Here is a 15,501-nt window from a genome sequence, read left to right as displayed (position 1 = left end):
GCCTCGGCCGGCGCAAAGCCGCTACACTCATCTGATGCAACGTCCGCCCCTGAACCACTGCCGCGTCTGCGGCACCGCCGTGGCTTATCGCTTGCCGGACGACGGTGACACGAAAGAGCGGGCCGTCTGCCCGGCCTGCAACACGGTTCACTACGAAAACCCGCTCAATGTCGTCGGCACCGTGCCCAGCTGGGGCGAGGACGGCGCGCAAGTGCTGCTCTGCAAACGCAATATCGAGCCGCGCCGGGGCAAGTGGACCTTGCCTGCCGGCTTCATGGAGCTGGGCGAAACCACCTCGCAGGGCGCAGCCCGTGAAACCGATGAAGAAGCCGGCGCCCAATATGAAATGCAGGGCCTTTTCACGGTTATGAACGTGGTGCGCGTCGGGCAGGTGCACATGTATTACCGGGCTCGGCTTTTGAGCACCGAATTCAATCCAGGCCATGAGACCATGGAGGCCAAACTGTTCACTGAGGCCGAAATTCCCTGGGACGAAATTGCCTTCAAGACGGTCAAGCAGACGCTGGAGCAGTACTTCGAAGACCGCCGCAAGGGTGCCTACGGCATCCATTCGTTTGATATTGAATGAAGGTCTTCAAGCCCTTGCCGGCCGTTACATTCTGCAGACAGGGCGCCCGGTAGAATTTCTCTGTATCCGGCTGGTTCTCACCGCGGATTTTCCGCCCCCTCATCGGCCTTCCGGCAGTCTCTTTTTTAACCTCTTCCCCGGATTTCATGTTCAACACCGCAATCTTTTTCCGCATTGCCGACGATTTTGTGCTTCCTCCGCTGGACGTGCTTGAAGAAATTTTCCAGTCCCACCGTTTCGTTCCCTGCGGCGCAACAGAGCCTGAATCCAGTGGCTGGGTGCCACCGCGCGGCAACAAAAGCACCGTACTGCTCGAAAGCGTGGGCCGCCAGTTAATCGCCCGCCTCTGCACCGAACGCCGCCCTGTGCCTTCGTCCGCCATCAAGGCCGCGGTGGAAGAACGCATCGAAAAATACAAGGAAGAAACCGGCCGCGAACGCGTGGGCGCCAAGATCAAAAAAGAGTTCAAGCAGGAAGTCATGCTGGACCTGCTGCCGCGCGCCTTCACCAAACGCTCGACCACCACGCTCTGGATCGACGTCGTCAACAAATTCCTGGTGGTTGACTCCGGCAACCTCACAGGTGCCGACAAAATCGTGAGTTACTTCGTGGAAGCGTTGAGCGAGGTGCCGGGCGCCCTGCCCGGCCTGAAGGTCAGCCCCGTCCAGACGCAAATGTCGGCCGCTGCTGCCATGTCGCACTGGCTGTCGACCCGGGAAGCGCCATATAACTTCACGGTAGACCGCGACTGCGAGCTCAAGACACCCGATGACCAGAAGTCCACGGTGCGCTATTCGCGCCACACGCTGGAGATCGACGAAGTGGCCCAGCACATTGCTGCCGGCAAACTACCCACACAGCTGGCGATGACGTGGAACGAGCGCGTGTCTTTTGTGCTGACGGAAACCGCGCAGCTGAAAAAACTCAAGCTGCTCGATGTGGTGCTGGACGGCGTACAGGAAAGCGGCAAGGACGACGACGGCTTTGACAGCCATGCGGCCATCATTACCGGCGAGCTGTCTTCGCTGATTCCGGACATGCTGGAGGCATTGGGAGGGGAACTCGCTGAGGGAGAAGTCACACCGCACCCGGCCACCTCGCCTGCTGCCGACCCGGTGCCAGAGCCCGCGTAGCAAATACGGAGACAGGTCATGCCCCAACACATCGGTATCGTCGGCTGCTCCGCCGAAGGCGCTGCGCTTTGTTATCAAACCATCTGTGTGGAAGGCGCCGGGTCCATGGGGCCGCATGCCCACCCTGAAGTGTCCATGCATACGCCGTCGCTTTCAGATTACATGGCGTGCATCTATCGCAACGACTGGGACGGCGTGGGCGACATCATGCTCGCCTCCGCGCACAAGCTCGCAAAAGCCGGGGCGGACTTCCTGGTCTGCCCCGACAACACCATTCACCAGGCGTTTGCTTACGTACAGGAACGATCCCCCCTGCCCTGGCTCCATATCGCAGAAGTCGTTGCCGAAGAAGCGGCCAGGCGCGGGTTCCGGCGCATCGGCATCACCGGCACGCGATGGCTCGTCGACAGTGAGGTCTACCCCGACAAGCTCGCGGCCCGCGGACTGCAATACCTGCGTCCAGATGGCGCGGAGCGCGACGAAATCAACCGCATCATCATGGACGAGCTGGTGTACGGTGTCTTCAAGCCGGAAGCGATCGGGTATTTTCAGAAAGTCATTGACCGGATGAAAAGCAACGGCTGTGATGCTGTCGTCCTGGGCTGCACGGAAATCCCCCTGATCATGAGCGATTCAAACTCGCCCCTGCCGACTCTGGACTCCACACGCCTGCTGGCGCGCGCGGCGCTTGTCAGGGCGACGCAGGCCGCGCGGCCTTCGCCTGATTGAAAAGATTCAGTGCTGGCCCGGCGTGGCGCGAAGCCGTGAAACGATTGCCGGCAAATCCTGCCAGACCGGTTCCGAGGGGGCATAGCGTCCGCGCATATAAGCAGCCAGCGCTGCAACCTGGGCATCATCCAGGCTATGGCGAAAAGCCGGCATGAACCCGATATCTTTGCTCGCCGGTGACTGAATTCCCTCAAGGATCACCCGCACCAGATTGTCGGGCCGCTCGCTGTGCAGCTTGCTGTTAAGGGCCAGCGGCACGTTCACACCCAGCAGTCGCGGGCCGTCGCCATCGTGATGGCACGATGCGCAAGCGCCATTGAACAGGCGCTGGCCAGGGCCCGGCAAGTTGCCGGCAGATTGCCGGGTGGACAAGACGACCTGCCTGCTGCGTTGGACGCTTTCGGCTTCCGTAGTTGGCTCATTAAAAGACACGAGGTAAGCCGCCATTGCACGAATATCTTCTTCGGGCAAGGCAGCCAGTTCCTTGATCACAGGCGCCATGGGGCCCACGGCAATACCGCGCTGCGAAGAGTAGCCGCTACGCAGGTAGCGGTACAGTTCCGCGGCGTTCCAGGGCACGGGCGCACGCGAGAGCGCGGTCAGCGCCGGAGCGTCCCAGCCATCCACCACGGCCCCGCTTAAAAAAGCCTTCCCGCTGCGCTCTGCGCCCGCGGCGTTGCGTGGCGTGTGGCAGGCGCCGCAATGGCCCAGGCCGTTGACCAGGTAGGCACCACGATTCCATTCGGCAGTCTGCGCCGGGTCGACCCGGTAAGGTGCCGGGTCATGAAACAGGGCATTCCATCCAGCCATCAGCGGCCGCACACCAAAGGGAAAAGCCAGCCGCGTGGCCGGTGGTTCTGATCGCACGGGGGGCTGGGCCATCAGGTAGGCATACAGCGCGGTCAGATCTTCATCGCTGGTTTTGGCGAACGCGGTATAGGGAAACGCGGGATACAAATAGTGACCATCGCGGGAAATTCCTTCACGCATGGCGCGCTGGAAGGCGCTAAAAGACCACAAACCTATTCCGGTGTCCGCATCGGGCGTGAGGTTGGTGGTAACAATCTTTCCGAAAGGCGTATCCATGGCCCTGCCGCCGGCATTGGGTATGCCGCCGGGTGCTGTGTGGCACACCACACAATCGCCCGCGGCAGCGAGCTGCCGGCCGCGCTCCAGGGTTGCGGCGGTGTAGACGGATGCGCCGCTCTGCGCCACCGGGGCGATGACCGACCGGCCGCCTGCCAGCGCCCACACGATGCCCACAACCCCCGCGAGCAAGGCGCCTGCGCGGGACCACCAGGCCATGCCTTTCGGCCATGCCGTGCCCTCAGGTGCGGGATTTGGCAACCGGGCCGGAGCCGCCGGGATAGCTGGCGCGGCCGCGAGCCCCGGGTTGAGCGCAGCACGTACGACTTCTGGCGTGAAAGGCGGCTGGCGAAAACGCACGCCGGTGGCATCAAAAATGGCGTTGGCAATAGCTGCCGTACCCGGCACCGAAGACGACTCTCCGGCGCCAAGCGGTGGCTCACCGGGGCGCGCCATGGTCACGACCTCAATCACCGGCACGTCCCGGAAGTTCAGGATTGGATAGCTTCCCCATTCCAGGCTGGTCACCTGATTTGTTTTGGGCGACACCGTGACCTGTTCCGTGAGTGCACGGCTGGTCGTCTGCACTACATTGCCATGGATCTGGTGCTGAACCCCGGCGGGGTTGATCAGCGTGCCGGCGTCATGCCCTACCACGACGCGCCGGACATGCACCTCGCCCGTCTTGCGATTCACTTCGACGTCGGCCACCCAGGCCGCCCATGCCGCCCCAAACCCCGGCCATTTGCTGTGCATGTAGCGGGCATACGCAAAGCCCTGGCCGCGCACGACGTCCTGTGGGTCACCTGGCGCTGCCGGCTGCTGCTGCGGTGTCGTATGCGCCATCCAGCCGGCGCGCTCGGCCGTGGCGCGCACCAGCTCGGCAGCGCGCGGCTCTTTCAGGTACCTCAGCCGAAACTCCACCGGATCGACACCGGCTGCTGTTGCCAGTTCGTCGATGTAGGACTCATGCGCGAATGAATTGGGCAGCGCCGAGACACCGCGCAGCCATGACGCACGCAACAGCGGCGCCATGTCATTGACGGCGATGCGCATGTTGGCGTAGTCGTAGGGCGGCCGGGCGGTCCGATCGCCCATTTCATAGGCCTGCGCAACAGGCTCAATGGTGCGCGTGAGCAAAAGCGCCAGCGTGGGAGCGCCGTTTGAAGGGTATGAGGTTTGAAAGTCATACGCAGCCACCGATCCGTCGGCATTCAACCCGCCGTTCACTTGCATGAGCTGGGCGGCGCCTTTGGGTTCCCAGGCGTTTTCCTGCTCACGCGTCAGTTGCACACGCACGGGGCAGCCTGCGGCACGCGACAGCAGCGCGGCATCTGCCGCCACATCGTCAGCGCAGTTTCGCCCGTAGCAGCCTGCCGCTTCCATGCGGATCACATCAATGGCGACATCGGCCAGGCCGATCAGTCGTGATAAATCGGCCCGCAGCACATGGGGGTTTTGGGTTCCCGCCCATACCGTCAGGCGCTCCTGCTGCCAGTCGGCCACGGCGCACGAGGGCCCGAGGGAGCCGTGCATTTGATAGGGCCAGACGTAGTTGCGCGCCAGGGCTTGTGCCGCGCTTGCCATCGCGGTGTCCACGTTGCCCTCGTCGACAAGCCTGCGCTGCGTGGCCGGGTTGTTGCGGATCGCCTGCTCAAGGTCGCCCAGATTGGCGAGACCGGGCCACGGCTTCCAGCTGACACGCAATTCACGCAGCGCCTGTTCGGCCTGCTCTTCGCGCTCCGCGACAATGCCGACAAAGTCGCGGATCACCACCACCGCGCGAATGCCCGGAATGTGCGCGATCGATGATTCATCCACTGATTCCAGCGTATTGCCGATGAAGTCGCCGTTGTCGGCGCCGGCATAAGGTGGCCGCACGACGCGGCCGTGCAGCATGCCGGGCACGCGCATGTCGTGCACAAACGTCAGAGCGCCGGTGGCCTTGGCCGGGATATCCAGGCGTGCCGCGCTGGTCCCCACCAGGCGGTAGTCGGCAGCATCCTTGACAGGGGTGCCCGGCACCAGCGAGAGATGTGCATGCTCATTGACCAGCAATGCGCCATACGTCACCGATTTATCGTCCTGCCCCACCACGGAAACAACGCCGTCTCGCACGGCGAGCAGGGAAGGGTCCACCTGCAGCACGCCGGCGGCACGCGTCACCAGCCACGCGCGTGCCTGCGCCGCCGCGGCCCGCAAAGGGACGGCATGAACCTGGATGGACGCGCTGGCAATCGTGGCCCCCTGATTGGGTGCGCGCGTCGTGTCCCCAAGAACCATGCTGACCTGCCCGAGCGCAACGTCCAGCTCTTCAGCCACGATCTGCGCCAGGGCCGTCCGGATACCGGTGCCAAGATCTACATGGCCGTTCAGGGCCGTCACGCTGCCGTCATCCCACACGGCAACCAGTATTTCAACGCCCTCTTGCGGATTGGCGCTGACCAGTGCAGGTTGGCCACGGGCGGGTGGAGGCGCCGGCGGCGGCTCGCGGCTCACCAGCAAGACGCCGCTGGCCGCATGAAAATCGGCGCGTGTCAGGGGCGCATCGGCGCGACGCGTCATGGCGAGTTACCCCGGGCAAGGCTTTGGCGCGTCAGCTCTGCCGCACGCAGCACAGCCTTCACGATCTCCAGGTGCGTGCCGCAGCGGCAGAGATTGCCTGACAGCTCGCGGCGTATGTCATCCTCGCCAGGCGCGGGGTTTCGCGCCAGCAATGCGACGGTCATCATGATCATGCCGTTCAGGCAGTAGCCGCACTGGGCGGCCTGCTCTTCGATAAACGCCTGCTGGACCGGGTGAAGGGCCGCCGGCGTACCCAGACCCTCAAGGGTGGTGATTTCGCGGCCCGCCACGCCGCACGCCGGAATAACGCAAGCGCGTGCCGCCACACCGTCGACCAGCACGGTGCATGCGCCACACTCTCCCAGACCGCAGCCATATTTCGGGCCATTCAGCGCGAAATCGTTACGCAGCACCGTCAGCAGGCTGGCCTGCTCCGCAACAGGCAGCGTACGCTTTTGCTGATTAACGGAAAGCGTGACTGTCAAACCCATATTTACCGAACCATAACCAGGTTGCGGCGCAGCCTACACACTGAGATAGGCACGGCGCACTTCTTCATTGGCAGCCAGCTCCGCAATGGATCCTTCAAAACGGATTTGCCCTTTCTCCAGGACGTACGCCCTGTCTGACACCAGTTCGGCGAAATGCATGTTTTGCTCGGACAGCAGAATGCTCACGCCATGGGCCTTCAGCTCCAGAATCATGTTGGCCATTTGCTCCACAATGACGGGCGCTACGCCTTCGGAAGGCTCGTCAAGCAGAACCAGATAGGGATTTCCCATCAAGGTCCTGGCCACCGTCAGCATTTGCTGCTCGCCGCCACTCATGCGGCCGCCGGGGCGCGTGGGCATCTCACCGAGGTTGGGAAACAGCTTGAAGAGGCGTTCCTGCGTCCACAAGGGAGCCTCGCTGCCGTCGGGCCAGCGGCGCGGCGCCTGCCGTCCTACTTCCAGGTTTTCATTCACGGTCAGGTCGGTGAAGATTCGCCGGTCTTCCGGCACAAACCCCAGACCCATGCGAGCCGCATGGTGTGGCTCACTGCCGGAGATATCTTTGCCAAGAAAGGTCACGCTGCCACGCCGCTTGTCGAGCATCCCGATCAGCGTCTTCAGGGTGGTCGATTTGCCGGCGCCGTTGCGCCCCATCAAGGCGACGACCTCGCCGCGCCCGACCGAGAGATTGACGCCAAACAGTATTTGCGCCGCACCATACCAGGCCGACAGGTCTTTCGCCTCCAGCAGCATCTCTTTGCCGTCGCGCATTACGCCATCTCCTTTTCAATGGCTTTCTTCTCGAAAGTTTTGCCACTGCCAAAATAGACTTCCTGGACTTCGGGGTGGTCGCGAATTTCCAGTGGCTTGCCTTCCGCAATCAACCGGCCGCGCGCCAGCACGATCATGCGGTCGGCATAGGCAAACACCACGTCCATGCTGTGCTCGGTAAACAGCACCGCCATGCCCCGGTCAATGACCAGTTGTTTAGTCAACGCCATCAGGTCATTCCGCTCTCTGGGCGCCATGCCGGCTGTCGGCTCATCCATGAGCAGTAATTTAGGGTTGTTGGCCATGGCCATGGCGAGCTCAACGCGCTTGACGTCCCCGTACGCCAGCACGCTGCAAGGGCGGTCAGCCTGCGCTTTCATATTGACCTGCTCAAGGAGTGCCATGGCCTCGTCGCGTTTGTAATCTGCGGCGCGGCGCCACATGGAAAACAACTTCCTGTCCGCAGATAACAAGGTCATCTGGACGTTTTCCACTACCGTCAGCGAGGAAAAGGTTTCCGCGATCTGGAATGTCCGGCTGACACCGCGGCGCCAGATATCCCGGGGCGCCAGGCCGATCAGCTCCTGCGAGTCCAGCTGAATGGAGCCGGCATCTGCACGCAACTGCCCATTGACCATGTTGAACATGGTTGATTTTCCGGCGCCGTTGGGCCCAATCAAAGCCAATAGTTCGCCCTGCGCCAGCTCGAAATTCACGCTATCGACAGCCCTGACACCGCCAAAGGATTTTCCTAATCCTGATACCTTCAGCAAGCTCATGACTTTTCTCCCGCACTGCGGCGACTGGCCAGCAGCTGTTTGGCAAAGCCTGCAATTCCCTGGGGGAACAGCAGCACAAGAACCAGGATGATGGCGCCCAGCATGGCCCGCCAATAGTCGGTGTTTCGCGCCACGGTATCGTGCAGCCACGTGAATGTGACGGCCCCCACGACAGGTCCCAAAAGCGTCTGGATACCCCCCAGCAAAACCATCACCAGACCATCGATCGACTTGCTGACGTGCAGGCTTTCAGGCGAAATGCTGCCTTTTGAAAAAGCATAAAGCGCACCGGCCAGCCCCGCAAATGAACCTGCAATCACAAACGCAACCCATTGCAGGCGTTTGACATTCATGCCGATGGCGTCCGAACGCAGCACCGAGTCGCGTGCCGCACGCATGCCATAGCCAAACGGTGAATACAGAATTCGGTGCATCAGCAAGACGCCCCCGGCCACCAGGACAAGAGTGAGGTAGTAATAAATGCGCTTGTCCGCCAGCCACTCGGAAGGCCAGACGCCGGTCAATCCGTTGCTGCCGCCGGTGAACACGTCCCATTGATAACAAACTGCCCAGGTGATTTGTGCAAAGGCCAGCGTCAGCATCGCCAGATAAACACCAGACAATCTGACGCAGAACCAACCATACACAAAGGCCCCCACGGCCGCCACAACGGGTGCCACGACCAGAGCCAGCTCCATGGGCATGTTCAGGCTTCGTACCAGCAAGGCGGCGCCATAGGCCCCAAGGCCGAAGTAGGCGGCATGCCCGAACGAGTGCATTCCCGCGGGCCCCATGATGAAATGCAGGCTGACAGCGAACAGGACGGCAACCAGCAAGTCAATCAGTAACACGGTGACGTAAGGGGACTGTGCCGCCAGCACAGGCATCAAAGCCAGTAGCGCCAGCAGGCCCGCACAACCCCAGACGTACAAGCGGTGTGGCCGGCGCAGCGGTTCTTCGGCCATGCCTGCATGCCGGTTGGGCGCCTGTGGCCTGCCGAACAACCCCCAGGGTCGGGCCACCAGGACAACCGCCATGACGAGGAACTCCACCACCAGGGTCAGCTTGGAAAAAGAGATGCTGATACCCGCAATTTCAACCAGCCCCAGCCAGATGCAAATGGCCTTGAGTTCGGCAATCAGCAGTGCCGCCACGTAGGCACCCGGGATGGAGCCCATGCCCCCGACCACCACCACCACAAACGCGGCGCCGATGATGTTGAGATCCATTTCCAGGTTGGCGGGCTCGCGCGGTAGCTGAAGCGCGCCCCCAAGGCCCGCCAGAAGTGCGCCCAATGCAAAAACCGCTGTGAATAACCACGCCTGGTTCACACCCAGCGCGCTGACCATTTCGCGATCCTGCGTGGCGGCTCGAACGAGGGTACCCCAGCGGGTTTTGGTGAGCAGGAGCCAAAGCAGACCCAGGACGACAGGCCCCGCGACGATCAGGAAAAGATCATAGGAAGGAAACTGACGCCCCAAAATCGACACAGAGCCAGTCAGGCCGGGAGCCCTGGGGCCAAGCAGCTCCTCGGGGCCCCAAAACCACAGCACGCCATCCTTGATCACCAGGCCAAGCGCAAACGTTGCAAGCAACTGAAAGAGTTCCGGTGCACGGTAAATACGGCGCAGCAACAAAACCTCGACCAGGCCGCCGAGAACACCAACAGCCAAAGCGGCAATCAGCAAGGCAGGCCAGAAACCCAAGGTATTGCCAAGAGCACTGACCAATGAATAGGCAACGTAGATGCCCACCATGAAAAAAGATCCATGGGCAAAGTTGACAATCCGGGTAACACCAAAGATCAACGACAAACCAGCCGCCACGAGAAACAGCGACGATGCACCGGCCAGGCCATTAAGCAACTGCACGATAAAGCCTGAGAAGCTCATGAACAAACCTTTTTTCTGCGGGATAGCATGACCGGCAAGCAGCGCACAGTGGACACACCTTTAACATGACGGCGGCACCGGAACTGCCGGCCAACCGCCATGAGTGCATGCACGAGGCGCGGCACCTGCCGCCGTCAACACTTGCCTCGGTCTAATCGGCAGCGCGCATTTTTTTCACTTCGGCGTTGCTGGGCTGGACTTTTGAACCATCGATATATCGATAGTCGACCATCACGCCCTTGCCGCCTTCATTTTTTGTGCGTCCCACATAGGCACCCATGGTGGACTGGTGGTCTTCCGGGCGAAAAACCACGGGGCCAAAGGGTGTTGTCACGTTCAGGCCGCGGAAAGCGGTAATCAGCTTTTCCGTATCGGTCGATTTGGCTTTTTTCATGCCTTCGGCCAGGGACTTGATGGCGCTATAGCCGACCACGGAACCCAGGCGCGGATAGTCTTTGTACTTGCCGTGATAAGCAAGAAAGAAAGCCTTGTGTTCGGGTGTCTGGATGCCGTACCACGGATAACCGGTAACCACCCAGCCGTTGGGCGTTTCCTCCTTGAGCGGGTCGAGGTATTCGGGCTCGCCCGTCAGCAGGCTGACGACTTCACGCCCCTGAAACAGGCCACGGGTATTGCCTTCACGAACAAACTTCGAGAGGTCGGCACCAAAAAGAACATTGAAGATGGCGTCCGGCTTGGCGTCCGCCATGGCCTGCACAACACTGCCCGAGTCGACCTTGCCCAGTGGAGGCGCCTGCTCGGCCACGAACTCTACATCGGGCTGCGCGGCCTTCAGCAAGGTCTTGAACGTCGCTGCTGCGGACTGCCCATACTCGTAGTTGGGGTACACCACCGCCCAGCGCTTTTTCTTCATCGCAACGGCTTCGGGGACCAGCATGGCCACCTGCATGTAGGTGGAGGTCCGCAAGCGGAATGTGTAGCGATTACCGTTTTGCCAGACGATTTTGTCCGTCAGAGGCTCCGCTGCCAGAAAAAAGAACTTTTTCTGCTTGGCGAAATCGGTGAGCGCCAGGCCGATATTGGAAAGGAAAGAGCCTGTCAGCACGTCGACTTTTTCGCGCGAGACAAGTTCTTCGGCTGCACGGACCGCATCGCCCGGGTTTGCGTTGTCGTCGCGAATAATCAGCTGGACCTTCTTGCCGTTGATTCCGCCGCCAGCATTGATTTCCTCAACGGCCAGTTCCATGCCTTTCTTGTACGGTTCCAGGAAAGCAGGCTGGGCCTTGTAGCTGTTTATTTCCCCTATCTTGATGACGCCTTGGGCATGCGCGTTCACGAATGAGGTGATCAGCCCGAGGAAAGCGACGGTGCTCAGCATTTTGTGGTGCAGCTTCATAAGTACTCCTGGTTGTCTTGGGTCAGATGGAAGGCGAAAGGCGATGGGTCATGACGATGAGCGATGGATTGGCAGCCCGGGGCTACCTTAACCCATCCTCCCCCTTGATTTCACTGGTTTGAAGCCCCCCCACACGCGGCAGGGGCCGGCCGCTGTCCGTAACGACGACCGCCACCACAATTTCGTTGGCGCGGGGAGCGTCGGCGATGCGGGCTTCCATCGCATCGAAATGGCTGCGCACGAATGCGGCATCCTTGTGTCCCAGCGGCACGTCAATGGCAGTACCAAGACCACCGCGCTTTTTACTTGACGGCACCAGAGCAGCACCCTTTTCCACCGCCAGACGCAGGGGCGCGCCCAGCCTGGGATGCAGGATCGCTGCCGCATGCTCCAGCTCACCGGCCTCACCCACGATGGCGGCCTTGCCGTAACTATGGGCTTGGCCCGGGGCAATGCCAAGGGCCTGCACGCACTTTTGCCCCAGCAGCCCGCCAAGCTCCTCACCAATGTCAATCAGCGCATCGAGTTTTTCCGCGTACACCCCGGCAAAAGGATTCTCGATCACGGCCATCGCCAATGCCTTTCGCGTCGGGGGAGTGACGGCCTTTCCCATCTCGATGTATGTTTCGTCGATTTGCACAACAATTTTTCGAATCCTGGCTGTCATGGTTTTTCCTTGTCTCGGTGCCTGCTAAGTATCTGGCGCATCGGGTTTAACGCAAGCCATCCCATTTGGCGATGGCACTGGCGGCCAGCCCACCCACCCGGGCGTGAATGCGCGGGCCCGTGCTCATGGCCAGGATGAAAACGATTTCGTCCGACAAGGGAGCCCCCGGCACACGCACCTCAATTGCGTCGAAATGGCTACGGACATAACTGGCATTGACGTGCGTTAAAGGAACATCCAGCGCCGTACCCGGTGCACCCACTTTTTTTGTCGAAGGGACAATGGACAAGGCGTTACCGGGCTGGCCGGTTTTTTCCTCAGCCTGCCCACGCGCATAAGCGTTGCGATCGCCTTTCCAGCCAAGCAGCTCACGCATCGCGTACCCGCCAGGCACATGCCAGAGCGCACCATGCTCCAGTTCCCCGGCCGCGCCCACGATTGCCCCTTTTCCATAACCCTCAATATGTTCGGCTGGCACATCCATTGCGGCGCGCAGACGCTCGGCCATCTGGATACCAACAGGCTGAAGCTGGTCCATCATCGGCAAGATATTGGGCTCATATCGCCCGGCAAATGGATTGGTCAGCACCGCGGCAATCGCGCCGCGCAGCAAAGGCACAGGCGCTACCGGCCCGAATTCATGCCGTATCTGCTCCACGTGCGTAAAAATACGCCGAATTTCAATCATGGTGTGAGGTCCATTCATTTCATTAAGCAAATACCGAACCAGCCGGCACTGCAGCACTGCGATTTTGCAATCGTTGCTGCGTTTTATCAGAGGTGGTCATCAGCTGGTTTTGACAAACCAGCGCAGCCGACCAGATCAGTCCCGCAGCCTGTAAAGCCTGGGCGCGTTCAAGCCCGGCGCGCAATGCACGCCGAACCGTCTCCGCCTCCAGCAACGGCACGTCAGTTGTCACCAGCATTTCGCCAAGGTCGGTGTCGTCCTTCAGGTCACAAGCCCTGCCGCGCTTGATCCGCATGTCGGCAACATCGACCGCATTCGCAATCATGGTGGCTGCGGCATCCGCTTGCGCGGCGGTATACGCAAGGACCGTAACACTGTCGGCAATACCCAGTGAAAAGCTTCGCCCCCGCCAACCGCTGGTAGCGACGCCGCGAACTGGAAGCGCGCTGGAAACCTCGAATTGCCCGTCGGTATGAACACCGGCCAATACCTCGTTTGCATCAAGGCGTGCCAGATCCGCATACAGGCCGATCCGCACCGATTGCGCCGGCGCCAAATGCAGGGCAATGTCGCCGCCGTTGTTGACCCAAGCGCGGTCTACTCCGCTATTGACGTAGCAGGCAACCAACTCCTGCGCGACCGCACCCGCCACGGCCGCCATCGGGGTGATGAAATCGCGCCGGTAGGGGCGGCATGCATTCCACATGCGCCGGGCAACGACCCCCTGCAGATAACACTCATCCAGTACGGGCTGCCGCAAGAGGGGAAGTTCCTCAACCAGCTCGCCGAGGATACCGCTGAAACGCTCCCAAGCTTTGGCATGAGCAGCCTCAACCGCAACCGGCCTTCCATAGGCGCCAATGATGATGTCCATCGGCCCGTGCTGGAAATGCCAGCGCCCATCGGGAAGTTGCATGCGTTGAGGGTTCATACGCAAGCGCCTCAGCCCAGCAAGGGGGGACGCGCCAGAGGCCAAGGATTGGCAGAAGGCAGCCTGGCCCATTCCAGGGCGACAGGCGCACCTTCGTTGTGCCAGGCACCGCGACGCAACACATCCTCCAGCGTACGCACATAGTCCATGTGCCCGCCCAGCGCGCGATAGTCGTCAAGCTTCATGCTGAATTCAATGGGAGCCACGATGGCCGGTGTGGGAACGGTTCCGAAACTGTTGTCCGGCATCCGCATGACATCGGCCATCACGGTGATTCCTCCACCAGGCCAGATATAGGCAGGGGCCCCACCACAGGTCACATTCACCAGGGAATTTTTGATGGCACGTGTCAGCAAAACCGGATTTTCAGTCACACCCGCCCGCAGGCTACCGCCCGCTCCGGCAAGGAAAAGCACGGTCGCCAAGGAGGGCTCGCAGTTTTCACCGATACGCTCAACGACATGACGCACTTCCGCCGGCATCTCCTGCTCCACGGGAATGAGCTCTTCGTTGAGCACATACCAGCTTGCATGCTCACCGGTGGTGGATGTCATCAACAAGCGCAGGCCCGGCCAGGCGACATTACCGTCCCACGCCTCGATGATGGACAGGGGATCGGCGATATCCGTCCCACCCCAGCCCGTTCCGGGATTGGCCACCTGGAAATAACGCCCCGGCGTGGACTTTCGTCCGCGCATCCGGACACCTGACGGGCGCATATCGAGACAACGCCCCGCCTGGTGCTCGGTCAGTACACCGGTAATGTGGTCGTCGACAACCACCACCTCGTCGAGCTTGCCGAACAACTGCTTTGCAAAAATGCCAACCGTGGCCGACCCGCAACCCACGCGCATACGCTCTTCTTCAACGCCATTCACGACAGGTGCACGGCCGGCTTGAATCAGTATTTGGGAACCACCGTCAATCGTGAACTCCACGGCTTGCTTGTTGCCGAGCGCCTTCATCATCTCCACCGTGACACGGCCTTCTTTCTTGCTGCCTCCCGTCAGGTGATGCACACCACCCAGGGACAACATCTGCGAGCCATACTCGGCCGTCGTCACATGCCCGATTACCTCTCCCTTGCAGCGCACATTGGCCTGCTCGGCACCCAGGAAGCGGTCAGTGTCAATTTTTACCTTGAAGCTGCAATAGCTGAAAATTCCTTCCGTGACCACAGTGACCAGATCAACACCGGCCGCTTTCGATGAAACGATGAATGGTGCCGGCTTGTAGTCGGGATAGGTTGTTGATGAGCCCACACCCGTGACAAACACTTCATCAGCCAGTAGAAGATCGCCGCTCCATGAAACCGTTGATGCGTCATCCGTGCCACCGGGCAGATCTTCCGGCGCGGAAAGTCCGGCATCTGCGCGCGCCGCAAACGGCACAATATGCGCGCCCTCGCCCGACAGCGTACGGCGCAACAGCAACACTGGGTCGACCCTAACAAGCGTTCCACCGTGGTTGGCATAGCGATCGCAGGCTCCGCTGCGGCCCTCAGAAATCTGGCATAGAACCGGGCAGGCATTGCACTCGATTTTCTCGCTGTTCATTCGCTCGTTTCGCGGCCGGGCCTTTTCCAAAACTTGCGGAAACGTCAAGGCATCCATACCTGGCAGGCCGTCCGTCTTTGTATGTTCAGTCATCGTGCTCGTCCTTCTGCCGCCTTCACCATCCTGGGGCTAATTCACCAATGTAGTGCCCACTTAATTTACATGTTGCATTCACTACATATTAAATTCAATGTAGCGCATACGGATTTCTCATGCAATAGTATTTACATGGCTGTCGTAAACTTATTTAAGAATTTTGTACATACT

General features: G+C 60.7%; 13 protein-coding genes. 3 read left to right on the top strand and 10 right to left on the bottom strand.

The window, feature by feature from the left end:
- Window positions 1–34 precede the first annotated feature (34 nt).
- The 3 genes from AC1DWQ_RS07515 to AC1DWQ_RS07505 all read left to right on the top strand — a co-directional run bounded on the left by AC1DWQ_RS07515 (window position 35) and on the right by AC1DWQ_RS07505 (window position 2,451).
- Window positions 35–589, top strand: coding sequence for an NUDIX hydrolase (locus tag AC1DWQ_RS07515; protein WP_477669085.1), 555 nt, complete (start codon window positions 35–37; stop codon window positions 587–589).
- A 146-nt stretch (window positions 590–735) separates the two neighbouring features.
- Window positions 736–1,722, top strand: coding sequence for a recombination-associated protein RdgC (locus tag AC1DWQ_RS07510; protein WP_477669084.1), 987 nt, complete (start codon window positions 736–738; stop codon window positions 1,720–1,722).
- Window positions 1,723–1,740: 18 nt separating this feature from the next.
- Window positions 1,741–2,451 carry an aspartate/glutamate racemase family protein gene (locus AC1DWQ_RS07505; protein ID WP_477669083.1) on the top strand — a complete coding sequence of 237 codons (711 nt, stop codon included), beginning with the start codon at window positions 1,741–1,743 and terminating at the stop codon, window positions 2,449–2,451.
- A gap of 6 nt (window positions 2,452–2,457) precedes the next feature.
- On the opposite strand, the gene AC1DWQ_RS07500 is transcribed toward AC1DWQ_RS07505, so the two are convergent.
- The 10 genes from AC1DWQ_RS07500 to AC1DWQ_RS07455 form a co-directional block, all read right to left on the bottom strand.
- Window positions 2,458–6,102 carry a molybdopterin cofactor-binding domain-containing protein gene (locus tag AC1DWQ_RS07500; RefSeq protein ID WP_477669082.1) on the bottom strand — a complete coding sequence of 1,215 codons (3,645 nt, stop codon included), beginning with the start codon at window positions 6,100–6,102 and terminating at the stop codon, window positions 2,458–2,460.
- Window positions 6,099–6,593: a (2Fe-2S)-binding protein gene (locus AC1DWQ_RS07495; RefSeq protein WP_477669081.1), complete on the bottom strand. Its 495-nt coding sequence runs from the start codon at window positions 6,591–6,593 to the stop codon at window positions 6,099–6,101. Before AC1DWQ_RS07495 ends, AC1DWQ_RS07500 begins: the two co-directional genes overlap by 4 nt.
- A 33-nt stretch (window positions 6,594–6,626) precedes the next feature.
- Window positions 6,627–7,364 (bottom strand): ABC transporter ATP-binding protein, encoded by a 738-nt coding sequence (locus tag AC1DWQ_RS07490; protein WP_477669080.1) that lies wholly within the window; start codon window positions 7,362–7,364, stop codon window positions 6,627–6,629.
- Window positions 7,364–8,143 (bottom strand): ABC transporter ATP-binding protein, encoded by a 780-nt coding sequence (locus AC1DWQ_RS07485; RefSeq protein WP_477669079.1) that lies wholly within the window; start codon window positions 8,141–8,143, stop codon window positions 7,364–7,366. Before AC1DWQ_RS07485 ends, AC1DWQ_RS07490 begins: the two co-directional genes overlap by 1 nt.
- Window positions 8,140–10,035, bottom strand: a complete 1,896-nt coding sequence (locus AC1DWQ_RS07480; protein WP_477669078.1) for an ABC transporter permease — start codon at window positions 10,033–10,035, stop codon at window positions 8,140–8,142. The genes AC1DWQ_RS07485 and AC1DWQ_RS07480 overlap by 4 nt, the downstream gene beginning before the upstream one ends.
- A gap of 151 nt (window positions 10,036–10,186) precedes the next feature.
- A complete protein-coding gene (locus AC1DWQ_RS07475) occupies window positions 10,187–11,392 on the bottom strand; it encodes an ABC transporter substrate-binding protein (protein WP_477669077.1) in 1,206 nt (401 codons plus the stop codon).
- An 82-nt stretch (window positions 11,393–11,474) separates the two neighbouring features.
- The gene (locus AC1DWQ_RS07470) at window positions 11,475–12,059 is read right to left on the bottom strand and encodes an amino acid synthesis family protein (RefSeq protein WP_477669076.1); all 585 of its coding nucleotides are present in this window, start codon (window positions 12,057–12,059) and stop codon (window positions 11,475–11,477) included.
- A 46-nt stretch (window positions 12,060–12,105) separates the two neighbouring features.
- Window positions 12,106–12,747, bottom strand: a complete 642-nt coding sequence (locus AC1DWQ_RS07465; protein ID WP_477669075.1) for an amino acid synthesis family protein — start codon at window positions 12,745–12,747, stop codon at window positions 12,106–12,108.
- A 22-nt stretch (window positions 12,748–12,769) separates the two neighbouring features.
- Complete coding sequence (locus tag AC1DWQ_RS07460; protein ID WP_477669074.1) at window positions 12,770–13,678, bottom strand: UPF0280 family protein; 909 nt, start codon at window positions 13,676–13,678, stop codon at window positions 12,770–12,772.
- Between the two features lie 11 nt (window positions 13,679–13,689).
- Complete coding sequence (locus AC1DWQ_RS07455) at window positions 13,690–15,327, bottom strand: 6-hydroxynicotinate reductase (RefSeq protein WP_477669073.1); 1,638 nt, start codon at window positions 15,325–15,327, stop codon at window positions 13,690–13,692.
- Window positions 15,328–15,501: the final 174 nt, after the last annotated feature.

Source organism: Polaromonas sp. P2_G11, from assembly GCF_056403595.1.
This window is presented reverse-complemented; position numbering and strand designations above follow the sequence as displayed.

Bases quoted from the DNA above. Each gene is read 5' to 3' on its own strand.
- AC1DWQ_RS07465 (WP_477669075.1), bottom strand. From the start codon at position 12,747: ATGATTGAAATTCGGCGTATTTTTACGCACGTGGAGCAGATACGGCAT.
- AC1DWQ_RS07490 (WP_477669080.1), bottom strand. From the start codon at position 7,364: ATGCGCGACGGCAAAGAGATGCTGCTGGAGGCGAAAGACCTGTCGGCC.
- AC1DWQ_RS07460 (WP_477669074.1), bottom strand. From the start codon at position 13,678: ATGAACCCTCAACGCATGCAACTTCCCGATGGGCGCTGGCATTTCCAG.
- AC1DWQ_RS07475 (WP_477669077.1), bottom strand. From the start codon at position 11,392: ATGAAGCTGCACCACAAAATGCTGAGCACCGTCGCTTTCCTCGGGCTG.
- AC1DWQ_RS07505 (WP_477669083.1), top strand. From the start codon at position 1,741: ATGCCCCAACACATCGGTATCGTCGGCTGCTCCGCCGAAGGCGCTGCG.
- AC1DWQ_RS07455 (WP_477669073.1), bottom strand. From the start codon at position 15,327: ATGACTGAACATACAAAGACGGACGGCCTGCCAGGTATGGATGCCTTG.
- AC1DWQ_RS07480 (WP_477669078.1), bottom strand. From the start codon at position 10,035: ATGAGCTTCTCAGGCTTTATCGTGCAGTTGCTTAATGGCCTGGCCGGT.
- AC1DWQ_RS07510 (WP_477669084.1), top strand. From the start codon at position 736: ATGTTCAACACCGCAATCTTTTTCCGCATTGCCGACGATTTTGTGCTT.
- AC1DWQ_RS07500 (WP_477669082.1), bottom strand. From the start codon at position 6,102: ATGACGCGTCGCGCCGATGCGCCCCTGACACGCGCCGATTTTCATGCG.
- AC1DWQ_RS07515 (WP_477669085.1), top strand. From the start codon at position 35: ATGCAACGTCCGCCCCTGAACCACTGCCGCGTCTGCGGCACCGCCGTG.
- AC1DWQ_RS07470 (WP_477669076.1), bottom strand. From the start codon at position 12,059: ATGACAGCCAGGATTCGAAAAATTGTTGTGCAAATCGACGAAACATAC.
- AC1DWQ_RS07485 (WP_477669079.1), bottom strand. From the start codon at position 8,143: ATGAGCTTGCTGAAGGTATCAGGATTAGGAAAATCCTTTGGCGGTGTC.
- AC1DWQ_RS07495 (WP_477669081.1), bottom strand. From the start codon at position 6,593: ATGGGTTTGACAGTCACGCTTTCCGTTAATCAGCAAAAGCGTACGCTG.